This window comes from Novosphingobium sp. BL-52-GroH (assembly GCF_044813085.1).
Lineage (GTDB): Bacteria > Pseudomonadota > Alphaproteobacteria > Sphingomonadales > Sphingomonadaceae > Novosphingobium.
Genome location: NZ_CP171149.1, coordinates 1,135,644 through 1,161,025 on the forward strand (window position 1 = coordinate 1,135,644; position 25,382 = coordinate 1,161,025).

Below are 25,382 nucleotides of genomic sequence, written 5' to 3' on the forward strand. Positions count from 1 at the left end.
TATCCTTGTTTAGGTACGAGTCATCAGCCGGGGTGCCAAGCGGTGAGGACATTGCAATGAAAAGGCGTGTCATGGATATTCATCAAAAGGTCCTTGCGTTTCTGGAAGAATTTCACGACGCGCCTGATTTCGCGCGGCTCGGAACCTATTTCGCGCCGCAAGGCGTCTATCAGCCGCTGGTCCCCACGACCGCCAGTTTCAAGGGGCGCGAAGCAATCATCGCGGCGCTGCAGAAGCAGTATCTGACGTATTACGATTGCCAGTGTGAAATTCATGCGAGCGCCGCGAACGGACGCTTCGTCTTCACCGAGCGTTCGGACCACGTCACGCTGCACAAGGGCGATCACAAGGTGTCCTCGCGCGTCTGCGCCGTGTTCGAATGCGACGACGAGGGACTGATCGTGTCCTGGCGGGAGTATTGGGATACCAGCGACATCGCCCGACAGATGGGTACCGACGTGGCGCACGTCGTTTCTGCGGCGGGGTAAGCGCGATGACGGTGCCCCGCGTCCATCATCTCAACGATTCCCGCTCGCAGAAGACGGTATGGCTGCTCGAGGAACTGGGCTGCCCATTCGAGGTCGTGCCGCATTTGCGCGATCCCGCCACGCTCAAGGGGCCGCCTGCGCTCAAGGCCGCGCATCCCATCGGCAAGGCGCCGGTACTGGAGGCGGAGGGCCGCCGCATCGTCGAATCCGGGGCAATCGCCGATTACCTGCTGGCGCGATACGACGATGGCCGCCTGGTGCCCGATCGCGAAGGACCGGACCTACTGCGGTTCCTAGAATGGATGCATTTCGCCGTCTCGATCGGTACGGCGCCGATCATGTTCCTCGCCTGGGGAAGGGCCTTCAAGCTCGACGACACCGCCTTCATGCACGCTGCGATCGCCGAAATGGACCATGTCCTGGGCTATCTGGAAGCGGGGTTGGAGCCCGGGCCCTATCTAATGGGGGAGAGGTTCACTGCGGCGGATATCCAGGTCAGCTTCATCGCCGAACTGGGCCGGGAATTCCATTCGCTTCAGGCTTATCCGCGGATCAATGCCTGGCTGGGGCTGCTGTATGAACGGCCCGCCTACCAGCGGGCGATCGCGGCTCCGGTGCCTTATCGTTTCGGCGGTGGGCGCACTTGAAACGCACATAGACGAGGAGCGGGGCAGCGGATCGGCCGTCAAACCGCCACGGTCCTCGCCGAGCGCGGGGCGACCGTCACCCCGGCCGACATTCTCGCCTCGGTCCTTACCTGCGTGCGCACCGGCAAGTTGCTCATCGGCAAGATCGGGTGTGCGATGCTCAGCGCGCCCGTCAGGGGCGGGTTGGCGCACTATCGCCATAGTCTGCCAGGTCTAGTCCTTCAGGCCCCAGCCGCGATCAGTGTCTTTGAGCCCGGCCAGTGCATAGGTCGCCTATCCAGTTGCTGGCTTCGATCCCGGCATTGCTAAGGACGCGCCCGGTGCGATTGCGGCTATATCCACCATGTGGCCGTCGTTCTTGGAGACGATCTTGTGCGCCACCACCATCATGTTGCCACGGTGCAGCGCCTCGCCAGCAGCGGCCATGGCGGGGCCGATCCCGTCGGCCACCGCCATGCCTGGTGCGAACATCGGCGGTTGGATGCCGCCAACTGGGCGCGCGGATTGATGGGGCCGTTCACTCCGCTCCTACAGCGGTGCTTCGCGCGGGCCGGCGTTTCCGACGACTATATCGACGAGGGATCGCTGGTCGGGCCGGTCGCGCGGATCAGCGAGCGGCGCAGGCCTGGTTCAACGGCGGCCCGACCGGGCTCGTAGTGCGCTACGGGCCACAGCTCGACCATGATAGGCAGCCGGAAAACCTCGATGTCTTTACTGCCGTCGCCCGTGCGGTGGAGAGAGCCCCGGTGCACGGGTGAGGGACCGATTTTATCGTCCTTCCCGTCTGTCGACAGGTAACATGCGGGCTCGACCTGCGACACCAGGGATGCGTCGAGCCGCCTGAACTGTCCGGTTTCGCCGTGAGGTCTGGCGGGCGGTCGTCCGTTATGACCTGCCGGACAACCCAAAATCGATCCGAGGAGAGCGCCCGAAATGGTCAAGGTAGGAACGAGCGAACGCCCGGATTGGCCGCTGGCGGTCATCGTCGGCGCCGGCGGAATGGGCATGGCCGTGGCCCGCCGGATCGGCCAGGATCACCGGCTGCTGCTGGCCGACCGCAACCTCGACCACGCCGAGGAGAAGGCGCAGGCGCTGCGCGGCGACGGGTACGATGCCGTGGCCTTCTCGTGCGACGTCACCAACCCGGCGCACGTCGCGTCGCTGGCAGAGGCGGCGAGCGACGCGGGGCCGGTACGGACCTTGTGCAACGTCGTCGGCCTGTCGCCCAGCATGGGGGATTTTCGCGCGGTGATCGGAGTCAACATCGTCGGCGCCACCCGCATCGCCGAGGCGTTCCGCCCGATCATGGCGAGCGGTGGCGCGGCGATATTCATTTCCTCGATGGCGGGGCACATGAAGCCGCTGACACCCGAGATCCAGGATTTGCTCGACGCGCCGCTCGAGGACGGGGTCATCGACAAGCTGGAAGCGCTGGTGGGCGAGGGCGCGGATTCCTCCACCGCCTATCTGCTGTCCAAGACCTCGCTCAATCGCATGTGCAAGCGCCGGGCGAAGGACTGGGGGCTGCGGGGCCTGCGGCTCGTCTCGCTTTCGCCGGGCCTGATCGCCACGCCGATGGGCGCGCTCGAGTTCGAGAAGCAACCAATGAAGTATAACCTGCTGGCAGCCACGCCGATCCAGCGCGAAGGGACCATGCTGGAGATCGCCAACGTGGTCGAGTTCCTCGCATCCGAGAAGGCCTCGTTCATCTCGGGCACCGACATTCTCGTCGATGGCGGGCTGACGGGCACCTTGCAGCACGGCGACAAAGCGTGACCTTACCGCCGGCGCCGGGGGCCGGCGCCGAGGCATCGCTGCCCAGCCGCAGGCGCCGGCTGCTGGTGCTCGGCCTCACCACGCTCGTCTATTTCTTCTACCTGCTCGACCGCAACGCGATCATCGTGACGCAGGAGCTGTTCAAGGCCGAGTTCGGCCTGAGCGACACCCAGGTCGGGCTAGCGACCGGTATCCTCTACGGCGTCGCGTATGCCTGCGTCGGCATTCCCGTCGGCTGGCTGATCCAGCGGACGCATCGCGTGCGGCTCCTGACGCTGCTGGTTGCGGTGTGGAGCGGCGTGACCGTGCTGTGCGGCCTCGCCACGCAGTTCTGGCACCTTGCGATCGCGCGCGTGCTGGTCGGCGCGGCGGAATCGGGCGGGGCGCCGGTCTCGCTCTCGATCCTGCATCCGCTGTTCGGCAAGGAGAAGCGCGCGACCGTCTCCAGCCTGTTCTTTGCAGGGGCCGGGCTGGGGGTGATCGTCAGCTTCATGGCCGGCGGCTACATCGCGGCGAACTACGGCTGGCGCACCGTCTTCTTCCTCTATGGTGCGCCGGGGCTGGTGCTGGCGGTGGCGATCCTGCTGCTGGTGCCCGAACCGCCGCGCGTCGCGATCGATCCGGCCGAGCGCTCGGGCATCTTCCACGATGCGCTGCTTCTGCTGCGTGATGCACGGCTGCGGCCGATCTACGTGGGCTCAGTGCTGTTTTCCACCGTCAACGCCGGCATCGGTGCCTGGCTGGTCTCGTTCCTGATCCGGGTGCACGGCTTCACGCTGACCCAGGCGGGGGCGGCGGTGGCGCTGGGGCTCGGCGTGTTCGGCACCGTGGGCAGCCTGGCGCTGGCGGCGGTGGCGGACAAGGCGGAGGCGCGCCGGCGGGGCGGATTGCTGTTCGTCATCGGCCTTTGCGCGATCGCCAACGGCGTCGCCGGGCTGGCGGCGGCGCTGGTGCCCAGCGCGGTGGTGGCGCTGGTGGCGCTCAGCCTGTGGGGGATCACCGCCATCGCCTATTCGGGACCCAGCAACGCCGCGATCGGCGAGATCGCGCCGCCACGGCTGACGGGCGTGGGCTTCAGTCTCTTCGCGGTGCTGTGCAACCTGATCGGTTCGGGCCTCGGGCCCCTGGCGGTCGGGCGCCTGTCGGACCACTTCCTGCCGACGCTGGGCAGCGACAGCCTGCGGCCGGCGATGGCGGCCATCGCGGTGCTCCAACTGGCGACCGCGGCGGCCTATTTCACCGCGATGCGGCGCTGGCGTCGCTCGGTCGAGACGAGATGAACGAAAGGAATGCTTCTATGACCCAGGAACTGGCTGGCAAAGTCACGGTCATCACCGGTGCGGCGGCGGGCATCGGCAAGGCCGCGGCCGAGCTTTTCGCAAGCGAAGGTGCGCGCCTGATGCTGTCCGACGTCAACGGCGAAGGCGTCGAGGCGGTGGCGGCGGCCTTGCGGGCACAAGGGCACGAGGCGCAAGCGATGGCGACCGACGTGACGAGCGAGGCGCAAGTCGGCGCACTCGTCGCGGCGACGGTGGGCGCCTATGGCCGGCTCGACTGCGCGTTCAACAACGCAGGCATAGGCCATACGCCGCTCTCGCTGCTCGACGTCGACGCGGCGATGTTCGAGCGCTATCTGGCGGTCAACCTGAGCGGCGCCTTGTGGTGCATGCAGCACGAGATCCGGGTCATGCTGGCGCAGGGCGGGGGCACCATCGTAAACACCGCCTCGCTCGCCGGCCTTGCCGCGACGCCGAAGATGATCCCTTATACGGCCTCCAAGTTCGGCCTGATCGGCATCACCAAGAGCGCCGCGAGCGAGTTTGCAGGGCAAGGCATCCGCGTCAATGCGGTATGCCCCACCTCGACCGACACCGAGGGCATGCGCGAGTTCATCGCCACCCAGGGCGTTGCGCCCGACCGGATGTTCGGGCCGATGGGCCGCATGGGCACTGCGCGCGAGATCGCTGAGGCCGCGCTGTGGCTGCTGTCGGACCGGGCCTCGTTCATCACCGGACAAACGCTTGTCGCGAGCGGTGGCTCTTCCGGGCAGACCGGCTGACACGGACACGATTTTCCCATGCAAGGAGACGAACCATGAGTGATGCGATGGAAAAAGGCTACGAGGTCGTCAACCGCCTGCTTGGCCCGGAGGTGGCCACGGCGATGAAGGCGGCGGTCGCCAAGAAGGAGTTCGGCGGCGAGATCGGGGAACTGGCGGTGCTCTACCCGTTCGGCACCCTGTGGTCGCGTGAGGGACTGGGGCCGCGCGATCGCAGCCTGGTGACGCTGGGCATCCTCATCGCCCTGCGCGCGACCGAGGAGATGGAGTACCACTTCCCGCTGGCGATGAAGAATGGCGTTACGATACCCGAACTGGAAGAGGTTATCTACCACGCCAGCGGCTATGCCGGCTTCCCTGCCGCCGCCACGGCGCGGCAGGTGGCCAAGGCGATTATCGAAAAGATGGCCTGAGCGAACCGGCCGGCGGCTCTCAGCAAGGGGGCCGCGGACGGTTCCGCTCAGCGCGCCATGGCGCCGACTTTGTCGAGCCGCTCGACGACGACCTCCGTGCCCGCGCGCGTGAGGTATCCGACGGCGGCAATGCCGTTGTGGCCGGCACTGATGACGACGACATCGACCTGTTCGCTACCGATGTTCGGTTGCCGCCATGACTCAGGCGTCCGCCGCTGCGGTATAGGCCTTGCCCCATTCGGCCAGCGCCAGCAGCCGCGTCTTGCGCTCGGCCTGGATCTGCGGGATCTTCGCCTCGTCGGGGCCGTCGGGCACCAGGACCAGCGGTTCCTTGCCCAGGCTCGCCAGCGCCAGCGCGCAGACGTCGGCGGGGTCGTAGGCCATGGAATAGTCCATACCCAGCCCCTCGGTCGCCTTGCGCAGGGTGGGCGTGTCCATGATCGGGGCGGCGACGCCGATAACGTCGACGTTCTGCCCGTCGAGTTCGGCCCACAGCGATTCCACGAAGTTCAGCTCGAATGCCTTGGTCGCCGAATACATGACCAGCCACGGCTGGCCGCCAAGGCCCGCGCCTGAGGACATGACGACGATGCCGCCCTTGCCGCGCGCGAGGAAGCGGTTGCCGAAGCCGTGGCTGGCTTCCAGCACGTTGGCGGCGTTCATCGTGAGCAGCCGCAGCGAGCGGTCGACCGGCGAGGCGAAGAAGCTGTTGCCCGCGCCGTCCGCACCGGCATTGGAGATGTAGAGGCCTACGTCGAGGTTCGCGGTCGCTTCGACCAGGCGGCCACCGGCACCCGGCTCGGTAAGGTCGGCGACGAGCGTGCGGAATTCGATGCCGTGTTCGGACGCGAGCTGTTCGCCCAGCGCATCGAGCGCGGCCTGCCGGCGCGAGACGAGGACGAGGTTGATCCCCATCGCGGCGAGTTGCTGCGCATAGCATGCGCCGGTGCCATCCGATGCGCCGGCGATGACGGCCCAGGGGCCGTACTTTTCGGTAAAGGCGGCCCGGTCCAGCTCGGGCAGGTCGATCTTGCGCATTGGTCGTCTATTCCTCTCATTCGTCGCCGGCACCCGCGGGCCCGGACGATGCTGTTTGCAGACAGAGGTCCGCGAAGCGACGCCTGCCTATCGGGGGGCAGGGCGGTGGGGATGGGTTGGAGAGCCTACCTGTTCAATGCGGCCGGTCTTCCCGGTAGACGACCTCAGTATAGTGGCCGAGCGTCGCCCTGGTGTCGATATAGGCGAAATGGGCATGCGGCGTGTAGCCTTCCATCGAGATCGCCAGGCCTGCCGCCTGCGCCCGGTCGCGCGCGGCGGTCCATGCCGCGACGTCGGGCTGGCGATAGCCGATGTGGTGCAGCGCGATCGTCCGGTCGTCGGCCGGCAGGGCATCGAGGTAGACCGATGGCCAGTCGGCGCGCGGTTCGATCAGCTCGATCTCGGCATCGCCCATGCTCAGGTGCGATAGCGCGCGGATCATCACGGGGTCGCCGTTCGCATCGCGGAAATCTTCCAGAAGGTCGATGCGCCGCGCGCCCATCGTGCCTTCGAGGATAGCAAGGCCGCTGGCGATGTCGTGCGTGACGTAGCCGATCTGGAAGAAACGCCCGAAGGGGCCTGCCGATCCGATCATGACGATTGTTCTCCCGTTTGGTTTGACGCAAGTTAGGTGCGGAAACGCGGGGCACCCCTGCCGACCGATAGGGCGCGAACTTGCCCGCTTGGTGTAGGCGACGGAAGACAAGAGAAAAATCCCCGACGACGAGAGAGGCACGCATGACCATCGGCGCCGTCGATTCGACGGAAAAAGGCATTACGTTCGCTGCTGAGCCCAGACATCTCAAGCTGGCCGAATGCGATTCCCCGCAACGGAGCATGCGCATCATGCGCGAGGCCACCGAGATATTCCTCAACCGGGGGTTCGCCGGGGCCACGATCGACGACATCGCGCAGGCCGCCGGGGTGGGCAAAGTTGCCATCTATCAACTCTTCGGTGACAAGACTGAGCTGTTTTCTCAGTGCATGATCGACGCGGCCGGTTCCAATCCGGTCATGTCGCGTGCGCTGCTGCGCACCGACCGGCCGATCCGCGAGGTGCTGGTCGATTTCGCCGAGCAGCATGTGCGGCGGATGTTGCGGCCGGTGTTTGGCACCAGGCCTTTCTACGTATTCGTGCGCGTGCTGTTGAGCGCGTCGATCACCCACCCCGAACTGAGCGGGCGATGCCTGGGCATCCTGCACTGCGACGAGGGCGTGCCGCTGGAGCAATACTTCGCTTCGATGATCGAGAGCGGCAATCTCGCCGGCGACGACGCACGGTTTCTCAGCCGTCACTTCATGCAGATGGTGTTCTTCACCAACAACGTCATTCTCGAGCCGGCGAGCGCCGAACAGTATCGCGATCCTCGGCGGGCGGCCGAACGGGTCGTGGACATTTTCCTCAACGGCTGCGCCACGGTTAGGCTTCCCTCTGCAGGGGCAGGCCAGCCACGGACCTAAACGCTATCGTGCGCGCGTCATTTGGTGGCGCGAGCGACAATGGGGGGATCGTCGATCTGGCGGTCGATTAAACCGTACCAGTCGCTTGCGCGTTGCACCAGGAAACCCCGGACGTTGGCATGGGTGGGCAACATGACGCGGTTCGCCAGGATCGCTTCGGGCACCATCTCGCAAACTTCGGCCGCGTCCATCAACGAGAAGTGCCGGGCCTGGTCCACGGATATCGGTCGGCCTTCCGAAGGAGCGCAGGCCGGCCATGATGTTGGTCCTCACCCGCCCCCTGACGGGCCTGCCGCATGTGGAGTGCATGGCCCAAGATTTCCGGATTTTCCTGGCATCGGGCCTGCTCAGGGTGGGCGTTTGCGGATCCTGAAGGGGGTGCTGGCTAGAGGTCGAGGCAGGCTTCGTCGAAGTGGAGGCGGGGATTGCGGACGAAGAGACCTTGGGCATCGCCGTAGCCCAGGTTGCACAGGAAGTTGCTGCGCCATCGCCCGTCGGGGAAGAATTCGGCGTCGAGGCCTGCCTTGTCGAACCCCGACATCGGTCCGCAATCGAGGCCCAAGGCGCGCGCCGCCATCATCATGTATGCGCCCTGCAAAGTCGATGAGCGGGCGAGGGTATCTTCGATCAGCTCCTGCTGGCCCTCGAAGGACGCGCGCATGTCACGCGCGGGGAACAGCTTGGGAAAGAGTTCGTGGAAACGGGTGTCCCCGGCGATGACAACCGTGCAGGGAGCGGCCGCCACCTTTGCGACATTTCCCGGATTGATGTGCGGCAGCAGTCTTGCCTTGGCTGCCGCGGAGCGGACGAAGACGAAGCGCCCCGGATTGCTGTTTGCGGTCGTCGGCCCCCATCGCGTCAGCTCGTAGAGCAGGCGCACGGTCTCATCGTCTACCGGGCGGTCCGACCAGGCGTTATGGCTGCGTGCCTGGAGGAACAGGCGGTCGAGCATTGCCTTCTCGGTGAAATCCGCGGTGTCTGTCATGCCGGGGCGTTCTTTTTCGTCGCCAGGCCACGCTGCCGCCGCCCGCCGTTCAAGCGGGCGGCTCGCGTCGCGATCAGTAGGACCCGGGAGGCGAGATCGGGTCCGCGCCTGCCGTGTTGCGGCCGTAGATCTCGTAGCCGATGGTCGGGATGTTCTGGATGTGGCGCGTCGCCATGGACACGTCGCGCCAGTAGCGGTTGATCGGCTTGTCGGTCGCGAAGCCAGACGAGCCTGCCTGGAACATCAGCGATTCGCTGGCGCCGTGGACCAGTTCGATGATCTGCGCGGTTCCTGCACGGTGGCGCGCCTTTTCCGCCAGGGTGTATTCCTCGCCCAGGCCGACGCGGTCGAGCTTGGCGGTGATGTCGAACAGGATCAGCTTGGCGGTGTCGATCATTGCCGCCGCTTCGCCGAGGTCGCGCATGTAGGCGCCCGAATTGGTGCGCGGCGTGATGAAGGTCGTCAGTACCGGCTTCTTGGCCGATTCGGCGGTCACGATCTCGAGCATCGCCTCGACCGCGCCGACGAGTTGGGCAACGCCCGTGGTGCGCACTACGGGGACTGCGGGAAGCAGGTCCGAGGGCGCGCCGAAATGGCGCTTGGTGCGGTCGATCTGGCCGGCCCGTTCATCCATCAGGACCATCTGGGCGTCGGGAATGAAGACGTCTTTGGCAACCGCGGTGTCCGAGCCCGTGCCCTGCATCCCGGTCACGAACCAAGTATCCTCGATGGTCATGGCATCCATCGGCAGGTAGCACATGTTGATGCCGGGAACGACGGGGCCGTCATAGCCTTCCAGCACCACGCCCTGCTGCGCCCAGGTCGATTGGCGCGAGCCGGACATGTAAGGCCACTTGCCGTTGATGATCCAGCCGCCGTCGACCTTGCGGGCCTTGCCCGGCGGGTTGTAGGCGCCGCAGACGGGCTGGGGCCCCTCGCCGAAGACCGCATCCTGTACGCTGTCGGGGGCGAGGCTGGTGATCCAGCTCGTGCCGTTGATGATCTGCATGACCCAGCTGATCGCCGGATCGCCTTTGGCGATCTCGATCTGCACGCGACAGAAATCGGAGGGCGACAGGCCGAAACCGTCGAGGCGCCGGGGCAGGAGCAGGCGCAGGAAACCTTCATCGGTCAGCATCTTGTGGACTGCCGGGGTAGGGCTGCGCCGTTTTTCGCCGGCCGGCGCTTCGCTTTGGAGAAAGGCGCGCAGGCTGCGGGCTTTCTCGACGAATGCGTCTGCGACGGTCTTGTCGGCAAAGCCGTCGTCTACGCCGGCCTCGATTTTTACGATTGTAGCCATACGGTCATCCTTTCTCGTATTCGGTCTGATTGCTGGCGATCTTGAGGGCCCACTCGCACAAGCGGTCCGGCGCGCCGTTCCATATCCTCAGCCATTCGTCGGTGGCGGGAATGATGAGCGTGCTCAATTGCAGGCGGACGAGCGTGTCGCAGAAGGTGTCGCGATCGAGATGGCACCCGATCAGGCCCTCGAAATGGTCGAGGACGGGATCGAGGGCACGGCGCACGGCTGCCTTGTGGCGTCCGAAGTGGCCGCGCAGGAAGTTGAGGTGAAAGGCCGGTTCGACCTCGAAAATCCCTTCCGGCGAGCGTTCGACGGTGAACCGGCTGTAGAACAGCATGACCGCGCGAAAGCGCTCGATGGGCTCCTCCATCCTCTCGCCCGCTTCGATGATGCCTTTCTCGAAGTGGCTGCAGATATATTCGCTGACGGCAGCGAGCACCTCGTCCTTGGACGCGAAGTAGCGATAGAGCGTGCCGCGCGAGACGCCGCTGCTCTCGCTGATGTCGCTCATCGACAGCCGGCGCGCGCCGATGCTGCTGATCGCCCGGAGAGTGCCGTCCAGGATCTTCAGGACACTCCCGGTCTGGTCGGTCTCGACCAGATCGCCCCAGTTCGGAGGTGGCATCAGTTTCATGTTTGCGCTTCCATCTCGGCCAGATTGTGGGGAACGCTCACATAGCCCGGCAGGTGCTGGCCGCCATCGACATTGATGAGTTCGCCGTTGACGAAGCGCGACATTTCGGAAGCGAGGAACAGGACGACCGGGCCGATGTCCTTTTCCGGATCGCCAGCGCGCTTGAGCGGATTGCTGGCCGTCGCCATGTCGAGGAACCCCGGAACCTTGTCGACAAGTTCGGCGAAGACCTGGCCCATGCCGGTCGGGGCGATGGCGTTGGTGCGGATGTTGAACCGTCCCCATTCCACTGCCGCACTGCGCGTGAGGCCCAGAATCGCGCCTTTGTTCATGTTGTAGTCGGCATGGAGCCACGCACCGGTCTGCGCATCGATCGAGTAGAAGTTGACGACCGAGCCTCCACCGCGCTTCTTCATGTATGGGAAAGCGGCCCGCATCGCCCACCAGGTGCCCCAGGTGCCGATTTCCAGCGTGCGCTGGAGCATTTCGTCGGTCTTCTGTTCGAGCAGGATGTTGTCGGACAGCAGCGATGCGTTGTTGACGAGGATGTCGATTCCGCCAAATTCGGCGACTGCCCGCTCGACCATCGCCTCGACCTGCTCCTTCACGCCCATGTCGGCGGACATCCCGACCGCGCGCACGCCGAATTCCTCGGTGAGCCGGGCCGCGACCGTTTCCGCCGTGGCGCCGTCGCGGCCGGTAACAAGAACGTGTGCCCCATCGCGGGCGAGACAGCGGGAAATGCCGTAGCCCAACCCCTTGGCACCGCCGGTGACGATCGCAACCTTGCCCTCTACCAAACCCGTCATGCCGCCAGTCCCGTCGTTTGCTCGCTCAGGGCGCGGTCCATGTCCATCCGCTCCTGGCAGTAGTCTTGTGTGAAAACATAACCACGCACGGCGCCATCGCCATCGCGGAACAGGTACTTGAGGCCCTTCTCGTCGTTGGCGGTCTCCTCCCATTGCCCGTCCACGCCTTGCGGCGCCGGCAGCAACACGACCGGGCAGGCCGTCGTCTTGACCTGCACCGACAGCGGCGGGAAGCGTATCTGGGTGGGAGTGCCCAGCACGCTGGGAGCGATCGCCCGGGCCGCGGCCATGATCGGGGTCACGTAGGCCGCCAGCCCTTGCGGATACTCGGCGCAGTCGCCGATGGCGTAGATGTCGGGATCACTGGTCCGGCCGGTCTGGTCCACGGTGATGCCGCGCCCTACCTCGAGCCCGGCGTCCGTCGCGAGCTGGAGGTGCGGGCGAAGGCCCACCGCGGAAAGGACCGCCGCGGCCTCGATCGTCGCGCCGCTGTCCAGGTCGGCGCGGATGCCCGAACCGGACTTGTGGATGGCGACGACCTTGCGGCCGAGATGCCATTCCACGCCCCTGGCCGCGAGTGCATCGCGCACCACCTGGCCCACCCCGGCCGGAACCAGCTGGGCCAGCGGGTGCGAGAGCATGTCCACCACTACGGGCTTATAGCCGGTAGCCGACAGGTCGTTGGCGAATTCGGTCCCGACCAGGCCGCCGCCCATCACCAGGACGCGGGCGCCCTCGGGCAGGATCGCGCGGAATTCGCGGTAGTGGTCGAGGTTGTTGACCGCGAGCGCGCGGTGCGCGGCGTCGCCGTCGATCGGCGGGCGGACCGGATCGGCGCCGAGCGCCAGCACCAGCTTGTCGTAGAAGATCGGACCGCCGGTGGTCAGTACCGCCTTGTCCTCGCGGTCGATCGCCTCGACCTGTCGCCCTGCGCGCAAGTCCAGCTTGAGCTGGGCGACCATCTTCTCGGCAGGGGTGGTGACGAGCGTATCGGCGACTTTGCCCTTGGCCAGCGCCGTGGACAGCGCGGGCTTGGAGTAGAAGTGCCCGTCATCCTGCGTCACCAGCGTCAGCCGGGCGTCCGGCGCCAGCTTGCGAAGCTCGCGCAGGACGCCGTAGCCGGCCAGGCCGCTGCCGATCACCACGATATGCGGGGATGTCGTCACCACGGCTCCCCGATCAGAGGAAGATGGCGAAGTTGGACATGCCCAGCGTCGACTGGTCGACGATGATCTCGCGGTTGGCGAGCTTGTAGGCGCCATCGACGAGCCGCCAGACGTCACGCCGTTCGGCACTGATCGTCTCGTTGTGCGGATTGTCGAAGCGGCTGCGTTCCACATAGAGGTAGCTGACCACCTCGTATTCGCCGGAAGTATCGTGCTGGGCGACACGGACGTTGGTGACGAAGCGGCGGGTGCGCGAGGGCGGGTCCTCCGCCCAGGCGCTCTTCGCCAGGCGGCCCGTACGCATCAGGATCGATTCGTAGTTCTCGTCGAAGTGCTTCATCGTGCGCACCACGTCGCGGTCCTTGTTGGGACCGTTGCGGGTGAGGCGAAGCGGGGCGGTGTAAACGAGGTCCTTCTCGAGGTAGGCGACCCAATCGTCGAAGCGGCGCTCGTCCAGCGCTGCCGCTTCGTCGTACAGCGTTTCGAGCAGGCGGTTGTAGACCTCCGACCCCAGCGGAACCCGCTTCGTCGAGACCAGGCCGCGCATGACGCCGGTCTTCTCGACGGCGGCGGTGGCGTAGTTCACCATGCTATGATCCTCTCTTTTATAGTCGGGCTCAGGCCTGGGCCATCAGGTCGTAGTAGGCCATCCACCAGGCCCACTGGGTGTCGTCCTTGGTGAAGCCGGGATAGAGGTCGCCACCACCGATCCAGCCTTCGGGACGTTCGTGCCCATGGAGCGCCTGATACTTGAGCGTCATGGTCTTGCTCATGTGCCCGCGCGAATTGCGCATGATCTGCGGCCAGGTGTCGGCATCGTCCTGCTCGATCGTCCCGGACGTGCCGGTGCTCCAGATCGCGTTTTGCAACATGTCGCGCTTGACGTCCTCGGGCGCGTCCTTCTCGGCGAAGATGAAGTTCACGAACTCCACGTGGTCCGGGCCTTTGGGGACGTAGGTGTGCAGCGACAGCGCGCCCGAGGCACCGCCGTCCGCGCGCGGTGCGAAGATGAAGGCGATGAGGATGTTGGGGAACATGCCGCCGACCTGCGGCGGGATCGTGGCCAACTGCTTGACCTGGTCTTCCGACAGGTTCTTGAACAGCTGCGGGATCAGCTCCTTGGTGATGCCCGGCGGCGGTAGCAGGTGGAGGCATTCCTCGATCGACTTGCCCTCGAAGCTGACGTCCGCGAACATCTTGAAGGTCTGCGCCGCCTCGAGGCAGCGCAAAGTGTGGCCCTGCGGCACCGAAAGGTCGACGCCATACATGCCAGGTGCGGTGTCGTAGATCGATTCGGCCGTGCCGCCCATGATCCCGCCTTCCATCAGCGAGCGATGCAGGGTCAGCGTATGGAAACCGTCCGAGCCCGACTGCTCGCCGGGGATCTTCCAGTTGCACGGCAGTACGAAGCGCTGCGGGGGGCCAAGCATCTCGAGGCCGCTGTCGGTGCGGCAGAACAGTTGGTCCAGGTAGAACTTGGCGTCGCCCAGGTATTCCGCGAAAGGCAGGTTTTCGTTCCACGTCGCGAAGATCAGGCCGCCGTAGAGTTCGACCTTCGCCTTCTTAAGGCCGAGTTCCTCCTTGCCGCGCTTGTTGCCGTGCATCTGCTCCTTTTCGATCGGCGCACCGATGAAGCTGCCGTCCGCGCGGAAGGCCCAGCCGTGATAGATGCAGCGGTGCGCATGGGCATTGCCGGCCTCGGCCGTGCATACCTTCATGCCGCGATGCGGGCAGACGTTGAGCATGACGTGAATTTCGCCCGAGCGGTCGCGGGAGACGATTACGTTGTCTTCGGCCATGTCGCGCATGACGTAATCGCCGGCCTTGGGAATTTCCGATTCGTGGCCCAGCAGCAGCCAGGTGCGAGCGAAGATACGCTCCATCTCCACTTCGTAGAGTTCCTTGTCGTTCATCACGCGCAGCGAAACTTCGTTCATGTCGCGGTTGATGAGGTCGTCGATGGTCGTCCCATCGGTCAGGGTCAGCCCGGAATTGTGCAACATTTTCCTCTCCTTGGAAAATCTCATTGCCCGCATGATACATATTGAACTAAAAGTGTTCAAGCTGTAATCTCATGGGAAAGGAGAGAACGATGACGCTGAAGGTTGTGATCGATAAGGCTGCATGCTGCGGCTACGGGGTCTGTGCGGAGATCTGCCCCGACGTGTACAAGCTGGATGCCAACGGCATCGTCTACGTGGACGACGAGATCGTTCCCGACGGCCAGGAAGAACTGGCCCGCGAGGGGGCCGAAGCATGTCCCCAGGCCGCCCTGGCAGTGGTCGAAGTCTGACGTCCCTTCGCTGCGATCGTTCCTTCCAGTCTCGGGCCGTCCGCCGGGCAGATGACCTGTCGGACGGTAGGTCCTGCGACTCGACCGGCTGGACAGGATCGGAGGAAAGATGATGGAGAGAGCCGGGTGAGCGCCGATTCCGATATCCTGTTCACGCCGTTCCAGGCGGGCCGGCTGACGCTGCGCAACCGTTTCGTGATGGCGCCGATGACACGCAATTTTTCGCCGGGCGGGATACCGTCGCAGGGCGTCGACGAATATTATCGGCGACGGGCGCAAGCGGATGTCGGCCTTATCGTGACGGAAGGCATCGGGGTTGACCATCCCGCCGCGCTGGGGCGCGAATCCGTGGGCGGCGGGGCATCGCCGGTGCTGCATGGCGAAGCGGCGCTGGCGCGGTGGCGTGCGATCGTGGCAGGCGTCCATGCGGCCGGAGGAACGATCGTACCGCAATTGTGGCACCAGGGGGTCATCCGCGTTCCAGGCACCGGCTACCACCCCGAAGCGCCGTCCGCGCGGCCATCCGGAACCTGGGGGCCGACCGACCGGGCGCTCGTGCCGCCCGATTACCTCGACCTGGTGCGCAAGGAGACGGCGCCACTCACGGAGAGCGAGATCGGCGACATCATCGCCGGATTCGCCCGGAGTGCCGCCAATGCCAAGGCCGTCGGGTTTGACGGCGTCGCCTTGCACGGGGCACACGGGTATCTGATCGACAGCTTCCTGTGGGCGCAGACCAACCGGCGCGAGGATGGCTGGGGTGGCGGGCCCGCCGCGCGGTCGCGCTTCGCTGGCGAAGTGGTGCGCGCCGTGCGGGCGGCCACCGGTCCGGATTTTCCGATCATCTTCCGCTTCTCGCAATGGAAGCTGCAGGACTACGAAGCGCGCCTCGCCGAAACGCCGGGAGAGCTGGAAGCGTTGCTGGCACCGATCGTCGATGCAGGCGTGGATGTGCTGGATGCCAGCACCCGCAGCTTCAGCAAGCCCGCTTTCGAAGGGTCCGACCTGGGCCTTGCGGGCTGGGCCAAGAAGCTCACGGATATGCCCACGATTGCGGTAGGCGGCGTCGGGCTGGACAAGGACCTGCAATCGTCCTTCGCACAGCCCACGATGATGACCGACAATCTGGCCCTTGCCGCCGAACGCATGGCGCGAGGCGAATTCGACCTGATCGGGGTCGGACGTGCGCTGCTGATGGATGCGCAGTGGGTTCGACGCATGCGCGAGGGGCAGGCGGTCAACCCGTTCCGCCTCGAAGCCTACGCTACGCTGGACTGATCCGCCCCCACCGCTCGCTAATTGGCGTCGGCAGCGGCGTAGACCTGGATGCGGGCAAGATTGGTCCGGGCAGGCTGCCTGGCCATGTAGACGATGGCGCCGGCAACGTCTTCGGGTTGCATGGGCGGGATGAAGCTGTCCCACCCCGGCTGGCCACGGCTCTTCATGTCATCGAATATCTCAGTGCTGGTCGTACCCGGCGCGACGATGCCTACCTTGACCCCGCTGCCCGCCAGTTCGACGCGCAGACAGTCCGTAAAGGCCTCCAGGGCCCGCTTGAGGCCGCCATAGACGCCGATACCGGGCGCGACGACGTTCGCTCCGATGCTGGAGACGTTGATGATCTGCCCGCAACCCGCCGCCTTCATCGTACGAGCAAACAGGGTACTCGTCCGCACCACCGCTTCATAATTGACCGCGATCATCGGCCGCAACCGATCAAGGTCGAACCCATCAAGCCGCCCAGCATGCAGGATGCCCGCGTTGTTGACCACAATGTCGGCCCGACCGAACTGACCGATCACGAAATCGTGCAAGGCCTGAGCGGCCTCGGGCTCCGCCATGTCGACGGCGAAAGGCCGACTGCCTCGCCCCAGTTCCTGCGCCAGCACACTCAGCACTTCGACGCGCCGGGCGACCGCGACGACACTGGCCCCGGCCTGCGCCAGTGCACGCGCGGTAGCTGCGCCGATGCCTGATGACGCGCCGGTGACGACGGCGATTTTTCCGTCAAGATCCATGATGCGAACCTCCCCTTTGTTGTGCTCCGTTCGGCCTTGCCGCCCGTATTATCCCGTGATGGCTTGTGCCGTTCTTCGGGGCAGCACGGTGGTCCCCCCGGCCAAGGCGTGGCGAATGAAGGGGGTGGCGAGGAAATCGTGCGGGAAGCCCTTCTCGACTTGGCTGGCCGCCTCCAGGCGCGTGATGTGGGCCGGTTCCAGGCTGATGCCGAGCGCGCCGAGATTGTCGTCGAACTGGCGCATGGTCCGCGCTCCGATCAATGGTGACACCACGGCGGAATGCTCCAGGGTCCAGGCGATCGCGACCTGGGCCGACGTCGCGCCGATCTCGTCGGCGACGGCCTTGACCTCGTCGGCGATCGCTGTCGTGCGCGCGTTCACGCTGCCCGAAGCGGCGAGCAAGGGGCCGCGTCCGCCCGGCTCATGCTGGTCCGCGCCGCTCGCGTATTTTCCGGATAACCGGCCGCTCGCTAGCGGAGACCAGGGCAGCACGCCGATCCCCAGAGCCTGGGCGGCGGGTATCAGGTCGCGTTCGGCGGTGCGCTCGATCAGGTTGTATTCGACCTGCAGCGCGGCGAACTGGGTCCAGCCACGCAGTTCCGCCATCGTCTGAAGCCGCGCTATCTGCCAGGCGGGCGTGTCCGAAATGCCGAGGTAGAGTACTTTGCCCTGGCGCACGAGGTCGTCGAACGCGCGCAGGATTTCGTCGGCAGGCGTGGTGTCGGCCCAGACATGCAGGAAGAACAGGTCGATTCGGTCCGTCCGCAAGCGCTTGAGGCTCGTCTCCACCGTCTGCATCATCGTGCGGCGGCTGTTGCCCCCTCCATTCGGATCGCCGGCCTTGCGCGTGAGTGAATACTTCGTCGCCAGGACCAGCTGCTCGCGCTTGGCTTGCGCGAACTTGCCGGTGAGTTCCTCGGAACGCCCGTCGGCGTAATAGCCGGCCGTATCGACGAAGTTGCCTCCCCGATCGACATAAGCGTCGAAGATGCGGCGCGATTCATCCTCTTGCGCGCCCCATTCCTCGCCGAACGTCATCGTTCCCAGCGACAGTGGCGAAACGCGCAGCCCGGATCGGCCGAGCAGCCTGTAGGTATCGAGCGCAAGCGGCGAATACGTCATGGAATGTCCTGTCCCGATTCCATTCTCCCCAGTCCAGCACGCGACGACGAGCCCATCCCCCATCGTGCGACAGGGCAAATGGCCGCCTGCCGCTCCATCCAAGAACTCGTGAGCAGCGCCGGTTGTTCACCAGTCGACCCCGGCTGCCCGCCACATGCACACTGGCAAGGACGATGAGATGACCGACGATACGTTCCGCCCGACCCTCTATTTCAATGCGCAGTGTCCTTTCTGCCTGAAGGTCAAGATCTTCCTGATCGAAGCCGGACTTGGCGACAGTGTAGACATCGTCGAGTTCACGCCCGGCTCGGCTGAGGAACCCAGAATCAAGCAGGCACTAGCGGTACATCTTGACAAGGTGACGGTGCCTGCGGCCGAGGTCGCGCCGGGCGAATATATCGCGGATTCCGACGGCATCATCACCCGGATAGCCGCAAGAGCCGGAATCGACCCCGAAGGCTTGCCCGTACTCTCTGCCTACAAGCAGGTCGCGCTGGACCGGATCATAGGGCTGTTCAAGGAAAACGCTGAGCTGAAGCGGCAGCTCGCTTGAAAGCGGCATCTCAAGGTCAGCCGTCCAGGCTGGCCTTGACGAGGGTGAAGCGCCGCCGGGCGATTTTCCAGCCGCTCGAGGTGCGCACAAGCGTGTCGTCGTAGTATCCCTCGGTGCGATGGACCATGCCTTCGCGGACCGGGTCCGTCAGGATCGCATCGACATAGCTTCTGGCGAGCACTTCGTCGTTGCGGTTCTCGACGGTGATATTGGTGATGCGAAACAGCGTCGGCCCAAGGCGGCGATGTGTCGCCTCCATGTACTCGGCGATTTCGCGAAGGCCCCGCCAGGTTCCGAACGAGCCGTAGTCGGCCTCGCAATCCACGGAGAAGCAACTCCTGAACAGGGGCCAGTCCCGATTGTCTATTCCGGTCGCATAACGGAACAGCAAATTGTTGATTTCCCGCTCGTCCTCCGCCGAGATCGGTTGCCGCCGTGACAGGCTGCGATGCCCGTGCATACCGTCCTCCCTCCCTATCGCCTCGATCGACAGCATAATTGACCCGCGCGGACGCTTGCCCGTCTAAGGATAGGGCACGCGGGAGAACCAGCGAGTTTTGATCGTCAAGCACGAGCGCGCGTGCAGGAGGCGAGTGATGATCCTGATAGAAGTGGTTCTGGCGACTGGAGAGGCAGAACGCGCCGCGTTCGTCGGCCTGTTGCGCGATACGGTCGCCGGCTCGTTGGCCGAAGAGGGGTGTCTCGCATATCGGGCTACCGGTTCGCTCGACGACCCTCTGGTGTTTCATCTCCTGGAAATCTGGGAGAGCGAGCAGGCTTACCTCGCGCACCGACAGGGGGAGACGTTCGCGCGCTTCCTTGAACGGTTGCCGCAGACGGGCCGCGTCATCGCCATCGAGCGGCGCGCGGGGACCATGGAAGCCTACCATCCGGTGCAGTCATGAGCGTTGATTCCCACGCGAACCGTGCGGTCAAAGCCGCCCTGGACCGGGCGATAGCCGACAAGGGCGAAATCGGAATCCAGGTCGCCGCCTACCTCGGCGAAGAACTCGTGGTCGATTGCTGGGCAGGGCTTGCCGATCGCCAGAGCGGCCGGCCGGTGGACGGCGACACGCTATTCAACGTCTTTTCCGTGTCAAAGGCGGTCGTCTCGACCGCCGTTCACGTGCAGGCCGAAAAAGGCTTGCTCGACTACGACCTGCCGATCGCTGACTACTGGCCCGAATTCGCCCGGAATGGAAAGGAGCGGATCACGGTGCGCGATGCCCTCAACCATCACACCGGCACCCCTCAAATGCCGCCGGGCACCACGCCGGAGACGATTTGCGACTGGGACTTCATCGTTCGCGGCATCGCCGGGCTGACGCCGATCCTGCCGTTCGACAAGCCTGCCTATCAGGCGATGTCCTTCGGCTGGGTTCTGGGTGAGGTGGTTCGACGTACCGATCCCGCCCGTCGCGATTTCAATCGCTTCATTCAGGACGAGATCTGCGAGCCTTTCGGCATCACTGACCTGTGGATGGGCATTCCAGAGCATGCCGAGGGACGCGTCGCGACGCTCGTCGACGAGGGGTCCTCGGCAGCATTTCCGGAGGATAGCCTCTTTGCACAGGCGCTTCCCAATTGCGTGAGGCTGATTCCCGAGGTGTTCGAGCGACCCGCCGTCCGCCGCGCCGCAATCGCGGCGGTGGGCGGAATTTTCACTGCCCGCAGCGAAGCGCGGTTCTGGGCGCTTCTCGCGAATCGCGGAACTCTGGATGGCCGGCGGCTCCTATCCGCCGAACGCGTCGATGCCGCCTGCCTGCCGCGTGCCGACAGCGCCGCGCCCGACCCAGTCTATTTCAACGCACCGATGACGCTCAGCCAGGGAGGCTACTGGATGCATTCGGCAACCACGCCCCTGACTTGCCCCGCAAAGGGCGCACGGACCATCTGTGTGCCCGGAGCTGGCGGATCGCTGGGATGGGCCGATCCAGACACCGGGCTGGCGGTCGCCTTCTGCCACAACCGGATGATGCGCCCACGAACTTGCGAGGATCATCCGCTCACCGAGATCGCCGACGTGATCCGCGCGAGCCTGGGCCTGTGAGCGAGGAGACGTTCGATCACGTCATAGTCGGTGGCGGCACCGCGGCGGGCATCCTCGCCTGGCGCCTGACCGAGGCCGGGCGCAGTGTCTGCGTGCTGGAGGCGGGGCCACCCGACAGCAGCTTCTATCATCGCGTTCCGGCCGGTTTCATCAAGACGCTGTTCGACGAGCGGGTGACTTGGCAGCTTGCGAGCCAGCCCAATCCGAACAGTGGCGACAGGCCGATCCAGTATACCCAGGGCAAAGTGCTCGGTGGTTCGAGCAGTGTCAACGGGATGGTCTACAACCGTGGCCAGCGGGCCGACTTCGACCACTGGGCGCAACTGGGCAACCGGGGCTGGGGCTACGACGACATTCTGCCCCTGTTCCGCCGCACCGAGCGCCGCGACGGCCAGGGCGAAGATGCCTATCGTGGCCGCGACGGACGGCTGGACGTCACCACCTCGCCATGGCCAAGCGAGGTCGTGGACGCGTTCATGGCTTCTGCCGTAGAGCACGGGCATGCGTTCAATGCGGACTACAACGGCGCGAGGCACGACGGTGTCGGGCTGTACCAGAGCGCGATCGGCCATGGTCGCAGGGCCAGCACGGCTACCGCTTTCCTGCATCCGGCCCAGCGCAAGGGTGCGGCCGTGCGCACTGGAGCCCTCGTCACGGCGATCCTGTTCGAAAGCAATCGTGCGACAGGCGCCGCTTACCTGCACCATGGCACGCGCAGGCAGGTCCATGCCCGCCGTGGGGTCATCGTTGCGGCCGGTACGACCAATACGCCCAAGCTGCTGCAACTTTCCGGCGTCGGTCCTGCGCAGCTGCTGCGCCGGCACGGCATCGACGTGGTCCACGCGTTGCCGGGCGTCGGCGAGAATTTCCACGACCACTACAGCCCCCGCATGGTCGTGCGGCTGCGCGCGGGCATAGACAGCCTGAACGCTCACGTCCGCGGGTTGCCGCTGGTCGGGCAAGTGGCGCGCTGGCTGCTTGGGCGGCCGAGCGTACTGGCCCTGTCGCCCGCGCTGGTGCACGTGTTCGGCCGCAGCGATCCCGCTTTCGACATCACCGATTACAGCCTGGTCTTCACGCCCGGCAGCTACAAGCAGGGTTTCATCGGCCGCCTCGACGACTTTCCCGGCATGACCTGCGGTGCCTGGCAGATGCGCCCGGAAAGCCGGGGCTACGTACGGATCGCGTCATCAGACCCGATGACGGCGCCCTTGCTGGATCCCAACTATCTCGGCGACGAGAAGGACCGCATCGTGCTGATTGCCGCCTTGCGGGAAGCGCGGGCGATCCTGTCGGGAGCGCCTTTGGCGCCGCTGGTCGAGAGCGAGCTGTTTCCGGGCGACCAAGTGCAGACCGACGACGAGTGGCTCGCATTCGCGCGCCAGTATGGCAACAGCAGCTATCATCTTGTCGGTACGGCGAAGATGGGACCGCAGAGCGATCCGATGGCGGTCGTCGACGACAGGCTGCGCGTGCACGGGGTGCAGGGGTTGCATGTCGTCGACGCATCCATCATGCCGGTGATCCCATCGGCCAATACGTACGCGGCGACGATGATGATCGCCGAAAAGGGCGCGGACCTGATCCTGGCGGATAGCTGATCCGCCAATCGATATCCCTCATTTGGGCTTCGGCAGGGCGTAGGCGATCATCGTGTCGCTCGATCCGGAAAGCATGGCGCCGTGCCCGCCGGCCGCGATCACCACGAACTGCCGCCCGCTGGCAGGCGACCAGTATGTCGTGGGCGAGGCATTGCCGCCGGCCGGCAGTCGGGTCTTCCAAAGAAGACGGCCGGTTGCGGTATCGTAGGCCCGGAAGGCGTGTTCCTGCGTCGCGCCGATGAACGTGAGGCCGCTGGCCGTGGCCACCGAACCACCGATATTGGGCACGCCCATCGGGATCGGCACGAAAGTGGGCAGCGTCAAGGGACCGCTGTCTCGCGAGGTGCCGAAGATCCTGCTCCACACCATCTTGCCGGTCCGGAGGTCGACCGCATTGATGCGGCCGTAGGGCGGCTGCTGGCATGGGATGGCGAGTGGCGAGAGGAATGGCGCGATGTGCGCGGCATAAGGCACGCCGAGCTGCGCTACCGGACCGCCGACATCGCTCATGTGCTCGGCATTCATCGGCTTGATACCCTGCCGGTCCGCCACGGCCCGGGGGATCAGGCGATTGTAGTTCGCGACCTGGTTGTTGTTGACGATCATCAGGCCGCGCACCGGATCGACCGAAACGCCGCCCCAGTCGATGCCGCCGAGGTAGCCCGGCCAGGTCAGCGTAGGGTGCTCGGTGGACAGCGGCGTCATGTCGCCATCGAAGCGGGCCTCGCGGAAGCGGATGCGACACATCGCCTGATCGATCGGGGTCAGTCCCCACATTCCCTTCTCGCTCGGGCGCGGGCCGCCAAAACTGGGCATCGCCGTCGAGTAAGGCTGGGTTGGCGCGATCCGCTCACCCGGAACGCCACCTTGTGGCACCGGACGTTCCTCGACGGGCAGGATGGGTTTGCCGGTCGCGCGATCGAGGAAGAAGATCTCGCCGCGCTTGGTGGGCTGCAGAAGGCCCCTGACGCCGCCAGGCAAGTCGACAAGCGTTGGCTGGGCGGGAACGTCGTAATCCCACAAGTCATGATGCGTGGTCTGGAAGGCCCAGCGCACCTGGCCGCTCGACGCATCGAGCGCCACGACGGAGCTGGAGTAGCGATCGTCGTTCGCGCTGCGGTGACCGCCGTAGTAATCGGGGGTGGCGTTGCCGGTGGGAATGTAGACGAGGCCGAGCGAGTCGTCCGAACTCATCGGCGCCCAGCTGTTGGGCGTACCGGTGGTGAAGGTGCTACCCTCAGGGGGGAGGCCGTGCTCGTCGGGCCGGCCGATGTCGAAGGCCCAGGCGAAGGTTCCCGTCACGGCGTCGAAAGCGCGAACGACGCCGGACGGCTCGTGGATCTTCTGTCCGTCCATGACCCAGCCGCCAAGCACCAGCTTTCCGCGAGCCAACGCCGGCGGCGAGGTCACGAAGTAGTAGCCCTTTTCGACGTGGCCGAGGCCCTGGCGCAGATCGACCTGTCCATCGCGCCCGAAGTCGCGGCAGGGGCGCCCGCTCGCCGCATCGAGCGCCAGCAGGCGCGCATCGAGCGTGGCGGTATAGACGCGTTCGGCGCAAAGTCCCGAGGCGCCGGGCACGCGGTAGTACGTCACGCCACGGCAGACCGTGCCGTAGACTCCCGCCAAGTCGACATGGGGATCATGACGCCACAGCGTCCGACCGGTTTCGGCATCGAGTGCGATTACCTGGTTGTTGCCTGCGCAAAGATAGAGGCGACTGCCCACCTTGAGGGGATTGACCTGAAAGGCGTTGCCGACCTTGCCATTGGCGAGCTTTCCGGTGTGGAAGGTCCAGGCCGGTTCCAGGTTGCCGACGTTGGCCGGGGTGATCTGCGCCAACGGCGAATAGCGCGATCCACCCCGGTCATTGCCGTAGGCGATCCAGTCTCCCTCGGCCGCCGAGGCGGGCGCCGGTCCCCAGGTCTTGCTGGTGGAACCGGGCGTCGCATCCATCCAGAAGGCAAGGCCGACGGCGCCCGCCGCGACGACCGCGAGGCTGGGCCAAAGAACCCGTCCGCCCGTCAAAGGCGCTTCGATACCGACGTGGCGTCGGTAGTACGGTGTCAGCATGTAGAGCCCCATGCAGGTCGGCATCGCGAGTCGGGGCGCGAGTGCCCAACCGTCGAGTCCCGCTTCCCACAGGGCCCAGCACAGGTTTGCCGCCAGGAACGACCAGTAGACCGGGACTGACTTCGGCGACCGGCGCCAGCCGAGGACTGCCGTTGCCAGCATCGCGGCGCCCGAAAGGACATACCACCAGGAGCCCGCCAACAATGCGAGACGGGCGCCGAGCCACAACAGGGCCAGCGCAATGGCGCTCAGCAGGATCAGGAAAAGCACGTTCAGGATTCGTTGCATGGGACTACCCGCAGTTGACGGAGGTATCGGAGGGTTCAGGCGGGAAGTTGGGCTGCGAGCCAGTCGGGCACGTTCAGCCGGTAGCATTTCTGCTCATAAAGCCTGCTGATCCGCCAACCTTCGGCAGTGCGAACGAAGTCGTGGATGTACCAGAGCCCGAAAACCAGAGTATCGGTGGTGGCGCCATCGCTGACGGTCATCGGATTGTAGCAGGCGGTACGGGTCTGTGCCCGGTCGCCCTCTATCTTGTATTGGGTCGTCGATACCGCGTGCTGGAAAGCGAGTATGGGGGCGAGGCTGTTCGCCAGGAACTGCTTGATTTCGGCGAGTCCGCCACGGACGCCGACCATCTCTGAATAATCGATCACGGCGTCGGCAGCGAAGATGTCGTCCAAAGCATCCCAGCTTTGGGTGTCGACCGCGTAGCAGTAGCCTACGATCAGGTCCTGGATCTCGAATCGATCGGACATTTCCTGCACACTCAGAGGCATCGCTCACTCCCATTCTATAGAATGACATTCCCATGCCTTGGGCGACCCGCCGCCTTCCATCGGGTAGGTGCTGATAGGGTGACGGGAAAGGAAGAAGCGGCATCCGGCATCGCCGCG

At 65.3% G+C, this 25,382-nt stretch carries 29 protein-coding genes; 14 read left to right on the top strand and 15 right to left on the bottom strand.

All coding sequences use genetic code 11. The features are described 5' to 3' along the window. Positions 1 to 71 precede the first annotated feature (71 nt). The 7 genes from ACFFDA_RS04880 (at position 72) to ACFFDA_RS04910 (ending at position 5,383) form a co-directional block, all read left to right on the top strand. Positions 72 to 488 carry a limonene-1,2-epoxide hydrolase family protein gene (locus ACFFDA_RS04880; RefSeq protein WP_404476525.1) on the top strand — a complete coding sequence of 139 codons (417 nt, stop codon included), beginning with the start codon at positions 72 to 74 and terminating at the stop codon, positions 486 to 488. A 5-nt stretch (positions 489 to 493) separates the two neighbouring features. Beyond that, positions 494 to 1,135 (top strand): glutathione S-transferase family protein, encoded by a 642-nt coding sequence (locus ACFFDA_RS04885; RefSeq protein ID WP_404476526.1) that lies wholly within the window; start codon positions 494 to 496, stop codon positions 1,133 to 1,135. A gap of 372 nt (positions 1,136 to 1,507) precedes the next feature. Next, entirely contained in the window at positions 1,508 to 1,792 is a 285-nt protein-coding gene (locus ACFFDA_RS04890) for a hypothetical protein (protein ID WP_404476529.1), read from the top strand. 276 nt (positions 1,793 to 2,068) lie between these two features. Beyond that, complete coding sequence (locus ACFFDA_RS04895) at positions 2,069 to 2,911, top strand: SDR family oxidoreductase (protein ID WP_404476531.1); 843 nt, start codon at positions 2,069 to 2,071, stop codon at positions 2,909 to 2,911. Further along, positions 2,908 to 4,191 (top strand): MFS transporter, encoded by a 1,284-nt coding sequence (locus tag ACFFDA_RS04900; protein WP_404476532.1) that lies wholly within the window; start codon positions 2,908 to 2,910, stop codon positions 4,189 to 4,191. The genes ACFFDA_RS04895 and ACFFDA_RS04900 overlap by 4 nt, the downstream gene beginning before the upstream one ends. A 17-nt stretch (positions 4,192 to 4,208) precedes the next feature. Then, a complete protein-coding gene (locus tag ACFFDA_RS04905; RefSeq protein WP_404476535.1) occupies positions 4,209 to 4,970 on the top strand; it encodes an SDR family NAD(P)-dependent oxidoreductase in 762 nt (253 codons plus the stop codon). Positions 4,971 to 5,005: 35 nt separating this feature from the next. Continuing rightward, the gene (locus tag ACFFDA_RS04910) at positions 5,006 to 5,383 is read left to right on the top strand and encodes a carboxymuconolactone decarboxylase family protein (RefSeq protein WP_404476537.1); all 378 of its coding nucleotides are present in this window, start codon (positions 5,006 to 5,008) and stop codon (positions 5,381 to 5,383) included. A gap of 201 nt (positions 5,384 to 5,584) precedes the next feature. On the opposite strand, the gene ACFFDA_RS04915 is transcribed toward ACFFDA_RS04910, so the two are convergent. Both ACFFDA_RS04915 and ACFFDA_RS04920 read right to left on the bottom strand, forming a co-directional pair. After that, on the bottom strand, positions 5,585 to 6,421 hold the full coding sequence (locus ACFFDA_RS04915; protein ID WP_404476539.1) for an SDR family NAD(P)-dependent oxidoreductase: 837 nt from the start codon (positions 6,419 to 6,421) through the stop codon (positions 5,585 to 5,587). Positions 6,422 to 6,554: 133 nt separating this feature from the next. Continuing rightward, positions 6,555 to 7,016 carry a VOC family protein gene (locus tag ACFFDA_RS04920; RefSeq protein WP_404476541.1) on the bottom strand — a complete coding sequence of 154 codons (462 nt, stop codon included), beginning with the start codon at positions 7,014 to 7,016 and terminating at the stop codon, positions 6,555 to 6,557. A gap of 143 nt (positions 7,017 to 7,159) precedes the next feature. Here ACFFDA_RS04920 and ACFFDA_RS04925 point away from each other — a divergent pair, with 143 nt between their 5' ends. Further along, a complete protein-coding gene (locus tag ACFFDA_RS04925) occupies positions 7,160 to 7,882 on the top strand; it encodes a TetR/AcrR family transcriptional regulator (protein ID WP_404476543.1) in 723 nt (240 codons plus the stop codon). 17 nt (positions 7,883 to 7,899) lie between these two features. Here the strand turns inward: ACFFDA_RS04925 and ACFFDA_RS04930 are convergent, their stop codons facing one another. The 8 genes from ACFFDA_RS04930 to ACFFDA_RS04965 all read right to left on the bottom strand — a co-directional run bounded on the left by ACFFDA_RS04930 (position 7,900) and on the right by ACFFDA_RS04965 (position 14,782). After that, a complete protein-coding gene (locus ACFFDA_RS04930; RefSeq protein WP_404476544.1) occupies positions 7,900 to 8,100 on the bottom strand; it encodes a hypothetical protein in 201 nt (66 codons plus the stop codon). A 167-nt stretch (positions 8,101 to 8,267) separates the two neighbouring features. Continuing rightward, complete coding sequence (locus ACFFDA_RS04935; RefSeq protein ID WP_404476545.1) at positions 8,268 to 8,867, bottom strand: malonic semialdehyde reductase; 600 nt, start codon at positions 8,865 to 8,867, stop codon at positions 8,268 to 8,270. A gap of 73 nt (positions 8,868 to 8,940) precedes the next feature. Further along, positions 8,941 to 10,167, bottom strand: a complete 1,227-nt coding sequence (locus ACFFDA_RS04940; RefSeq protein WP_404476546.1) for an acyl-CoA dehydrogenase — start codon at positions 10,165 to 10,167, stop codon at positions 8,941 to 8,943. A gap of 4 nt (positions 10,168 to 10,171) precedes the next feature. After that, the gene (locus ACFFDA_RS04945) at positions 10,172 to 10,804 is read right to left on the bottom strand and encodes a TetR/AcrR family transcriptional regulator (RefSeq protein WP_404476548.1); all 633 of its coding nucleotides are present in this window, start codon (positions 10,802 to 10,804) and stop codon (positions 10,172 to 10,174) included. Beyond that, a complete protein-coding gene (locus tag ACFFDA_RS04950; protein ID WP_404476549.1) occupies positions 10,801 to 11,613 on the bottom strand; it encodes an SDR family NAD(P)-dependent oxidoreductase in 813 nt (270 codons plus the stop codon). Before ACFFDA_RS04950 ends, ACFFDA_RS04945 begins: the two co-directional genes overlap by 4 nt. Next, positions 11,610 to 12,779 carry an NAD(P)/FAD-dependent oxidoreductase gene (locus ACFFDA_RS04955; RefSeq protein WP_404476551.1) on the bottom strand — a complete coding sequence of 390 codons (1,170 nt, stop codon included), beginning with the start codon at positions 12,777 to 12,779 and terminating at the stop codon, positions 11,610 to 11,612. Before ACFFDA_RS04955 ends, ACFFDA_RS04950 begins: the two co-directional genes overlap by 4 nt. Positions 12,780 to 12,792: 13 nt before the next feature. Next, on the bottom strand, positions 12,793 to 13,368 hold the full coding sequence (locus ACFFDA_RS04960) for an aromatic-ring-hydroxylating dioxygenase subunit beta (protein ID WP_404476553.1): 576 nt from the start codon (positions 13,366 to 13,368) through the stop codon (positions 12,793 to 12,795). 28 nt (positions 13,369 to 13,396) lie between these two features. Beyond that, entirely contained in the window at positions 13,397 to 14,782 is a 1,386-nt protein-coding gene (locus ACFFDA_RS04965) for an aromatic ring-hydroxylating dioxygenase subunit alpha (protein ID WP_404476556.1), read from the bottom strand. 89 nt (positions 14,783 to 14,871) lie between these two features. Here ACFFDA_RS04965 and ACFFDA_RS04970 point away from each other — a divergent pair, with 89 nt between their 5' ends. After that, on the top strand, positions 14,872 to 15,072 hold the full coding sequence (locus tag ACFFDA_RS04970; protein WP_404476557.1) for a ferredoxin: 201 nt from the start codon (positions 14,872 to 14,874) through the stop codon (positions 15,070 to 15,072). Between the two features lie 126 nt (positions 15,073 to 15,198). Continuing rightward, entirely contained in the window at positions 15,199 to 16,350 is a 1,152-nt protein-coding gene (locus ACFFDA_RS04975) for an NADH:flavin oxidoreductase (RefSeq protein ID WP_404476558.1), read from the top strand. Positions 16,351 to 16,367: 17 nt separating this feature from the next. On the opposite strand, the gene ACFFDA_RS04980 is transcribed toward ACFFDA_RS04975, so the two are convergent. Further along, entirely contained in the window at positions 16,368 to 17,090 is a 723-nt protein-coding gene (locus tag ACFFDA_RS04980; protein ID WP_404476560.1) for an SDR family oxidoreductase, read from the bottom strand. A 48-nt stretch (positions 17,091 to 17,138) separates the two neighbouring features. After that, positions 17,139 to 18,212 carry an aldo/keto reductase gene (locus ACFFDA_RS04985; RefSeq protein WP_404476561.1) on the bottom strand — a complete coding sequence of 358 codons (1,074 nt, stop codon included), beginning with the start codon at positions 18,210 to 18,212 and terminating at the stop codon, positions 17,139 to 17,141. 178 nt (positions 18,213 to 18,390) lie between these two features. Between ACFFDA_RS04985 and ACFFDA_RS04990 the strand changes: the two genes are divergently transcribed. After that, a complete protein-coding gene (locus ACFFDA_RS04990) occupies positions 18,391 to 18,765 on the top strand; it encodes a glutathione S-transferase N-terminal domain-containing protein (protein WP_404476563.1) in 375 nt (124 codons plus the stop codon). 16 nt (positions 18,766 to 18,781) lie between these two features. Here ACFFDA_RS04990 and ACFFDA_RS04995 read toward each other — a convergent pair whose 3' ends face one another. Continuing rightward, complete coding sequence (locus ACFFDA_RS04995; protein WP_404476565.1) at positions 18,782 to 19,225, bottom strand: nuclear transport factor 2 family protein; 444 nt, start codon at positions 19,223 to 19,225, stop codon at positions 18,782 to 18,784. 136 nt (positions 19,226 to 19,361) lie between these two features. On the opposite strand from ACFFDA_RS04995, the gene ACFFDA_RS05000 reads away from it, so the two are divergent. Genes ACFFDA_RS05000 through ACFFDA_RS05010 form a run of 3 tightly spaced genes read left to right on the top strand, consistent with a single transcriptional unit; the run spans position 19,362 to position 22,416 of the window. Next, complete coding sequence (locus ACFFDA_RS05000; RefSeq protein ID WP_404476567.1) at positions 19,362 to 19,670, top strand: putative quinol monooxygenase; 309 nt, start codon at positions 19,362 to 19,364, stop codon at positions 19,668 to 19,670. After that, entirely contained in the window at positions 19,667 to 20,815 is a 1,149-nt protein-coding gene (locus ACFFDA_RS05005) for a serine hydrolase domain-containing protein (RefSeq protein WP_404476570.1), read from the top strand. The genes ACFFDA_RS05000 and ACFFDA_RS05005 overlap by 4 nt, the downstream gene beginning before the upstream one ends. Then, positions 20,812 to 22,416: a GMC family oxidoreductase gene (locus ACFFDA_RS05010; RefSeq protein WP_404476572.1), complete on the top strand. Its 1,605-nt coding sequence runs from the start codon at positions 20,812 to 20,814 to the stop codon at positions 22,414 to 22,416. Before ACFFDA_RS05005 ends, ACFFDA_RS05010 begins: the two co-directional genes overlap by 4 nt. Positions 22,417 to 22,434: 18 nt before the next feature. Here ACFFDA_RS05010 and ACFFDA_RS05015 read toward each other — a convergent pair whose 3' ends face one another. Together ACFFDA_RS05015 and ACFFDA_RS05020 are read right to left on the bottom strand one after the other, a co-directional pair. Further along, on the bottom strand, positions 22,435 to 24,774 hold the full coding sequence (locus ACFFDA_RS05015) for a membrane-bound PQQ-dependent dehydrogenase, glucose/quinate/shikimate family (RefSeq protein ID WP_404476575.1): 2,340 nt from the start codon (positions 24,772 to 24,774) through the stop codon (positions 22,435 to 22,437). A 35-nt stretch (positions 24,775 to 24,809) separates the two neighbouring features. Then, complete coding sequence (locus ACFFDA_RS05020) at positions 24,810 to 25,265, bottom strand: nuclear transport factor 2 family protein (RefSeq protein ID WP_404476576.1); 456 nt, start codon at positions 25,263 to 25,265, stop codon at positions 24,810 to 24,812. Positions 25,266 to 25,382 lie beyond the last annotated feature (117 nt).

What these genes read in the sequence shown, in the direction of transcription:
- ACFFDA_RS05005 (WP_404476570.1), top strand. Translation starts at nt 19,667, where the DNA reads ATGAGCGTTGATTCCCACGCGAACCGTGCGGTCAAAGCCGCCCTGGAC.
- ACFFDA_RS04935 (WP_404476545.1), bottom strand. Translation starts at nt 8,867, where the DNA reads ATGACAGACACCGCGGATTTCACCGAGAAGGCAATGCTCGACCGCCTG.
- ACFFDA_RS04925 (WP_404476543.1), top strand. Translation starts at nt 7,160, where the DNA reads ATGACCATCGGCGCCGTCGATTCGACGGAAAAAGGCATTACGTTCGCT.
- ACFFDA_RS04985 (WP_404476561.1), bottom strand. Translation starts at nt 18,212, where the DNA reads ATGACGTATTCGCCGCTTGCGCTCGATACCTACAGGCTGCTCGGCCGA.
- ACFFDA_RS04945 (WP_404476548.1), bottom strand. Translation starts at nt 10,804, where the DNA reads ATGAAACTGATGCCACCTCCGAACTGGGGCGATCTGGTCGAGACCGAC.
- ACFFDA_RS05020 (WP_404476576.1), bottom strand. Translation starts at nt 25,265, where the DNA reads ATGCCTCTGAGTGTGCAGGAAATGTCCGATCGATTCGAGATCCAGGAC.
- ACFFDA_RS04960 (WP_404476553.1), bottom strand. Translation starts at nt 13,368, where the DNA reads ATGGTGAACTACGCCACCGCCGCCGTCGAGAAGACCGGCGTCATGCGC.
- ACFFDA_RS04980 (WP_404476560.1), bottom strand. Translation starts at nt 17,090, where the DNA reads ATGGATCTTGACGGAAAAATCGCCGTCGTCACCGGCGCGTCATCAGGC.
- ACFFDA_RS04880 (WP_404476525.1), top strand. Translation starts at nt 72, where the DNA reads ATGGATATTCATCAAAAGGTCCTTGCGTTTCTGGAAGAATTTCACGAC.
- ACFFDA_RS04950 (WP_404476549.1), bottom strand. Translation starts at nt 11,613, where the DNA reads ATGACGGGTTTGGTAGAGGGCAAGGTTGCGATCGTCACCGGCGGTGCC.
- ACFFDA_RS04940 (WP_404476546.1), bottom strand. Translation starts at nt 10,167, where the DNA reads ATGGCTACAATCGTAAAAATCGAGGCCGGCGTAGACGACGGCTTTGCC.
- ACFFDA_RS04915 (WP_404476539.1), bottom strand. Translation starts at nt 6,421, where the DNA reads ATGCGCAAGATCGACCTGCCCGAGCTGGACCGGGCCGCCTTTACCGAA.
- ACFFDA_RS04920 (WP_404476541.1), bottom strand. Translation starts at nt 7,016, where the DNA reads ATGATCGGATCGGCAGGCCCCTTCGGGCGTTTCTTCCAGATCGGCTAC.
- ACFFDA_RS04990 (WP_404476563.1), top strand. Translation starts at nt 18,391, where the DNA reads ATGACCGACGATACGTTCCGCCCGACCCTCTATTTCAATGCGCAGTGT.
- ACFFDA_RS04965 (WP_404476556.1), bottom strand. Translation starts at nt 14,782, where the DNA reads ATGTTGCACAATTCCGGGCTGACCCTGACCGATGGGACGACCATCGAC.
- ACFFDA_RS05015 (WP_404476575.1), bottom strand. Translation starts at nt 24,774, where the DNA reads ATGCAACGAATCCTGAACGTGCTTTTCCTGATCCTGCTGAGCGCCATT.
- ACFFDA_RS05000 (WP_404476567.1), top strand. Translation starts at nt 19,362, where the DNA reads ATGATCCTGATAGAAGTGGTTCTGGCGACTGGAGAGGCAGAACGCGCC.
- ACFFDA_RS04995 (WP_404476565.1), bottom strand. Translation starts at nt 19,225, where the DNA reads ATGCACGGGCATCGCAGCCTGTCACGGCGGCAACCGATCTCGGCGGAG.
- ACFFDA_RS04910 (WP_404476537.1), top strand. Translation starts at nt 5,006, where the DNA reads ATGAGTGATGCGATGGAAAAAGGCTACGAGGTCGTCAACCGCCTGCTT.
- ACFFDA_RS04885 (WP_404476526.1), top strand. Translation starts at nt 494, where the DNA reads ATGACGGTGCCCCGCGTCCATCATCTCAACGATTCCCGCTCGCAGAAG.
- ACFFDA_RS04905 (WP_404476535.1), top strand. Translation starts at nt 4,209, where the DNA reads ATGACCCAGGAACTGGCTGGCAAAGTCACGGTCATCACCGGTGCGGCG.
- ACFFDA_RS04970 (WP_404476557.1), top strand. Translation starts at nt 14,872, where the DNA reads ATGACGCTGAAGGTTGTGATCGATAAGGCTGCATGCTGCGGCTACGGG.
- ACFFDA_RS04895 (WP_404476531.1), top strand. Translation starts at nt 2,069, where the DNA reads ATGGTCAAGGTAGGAACGAGCGAACGCCCGGATTGGCCGCTGGCGGTC.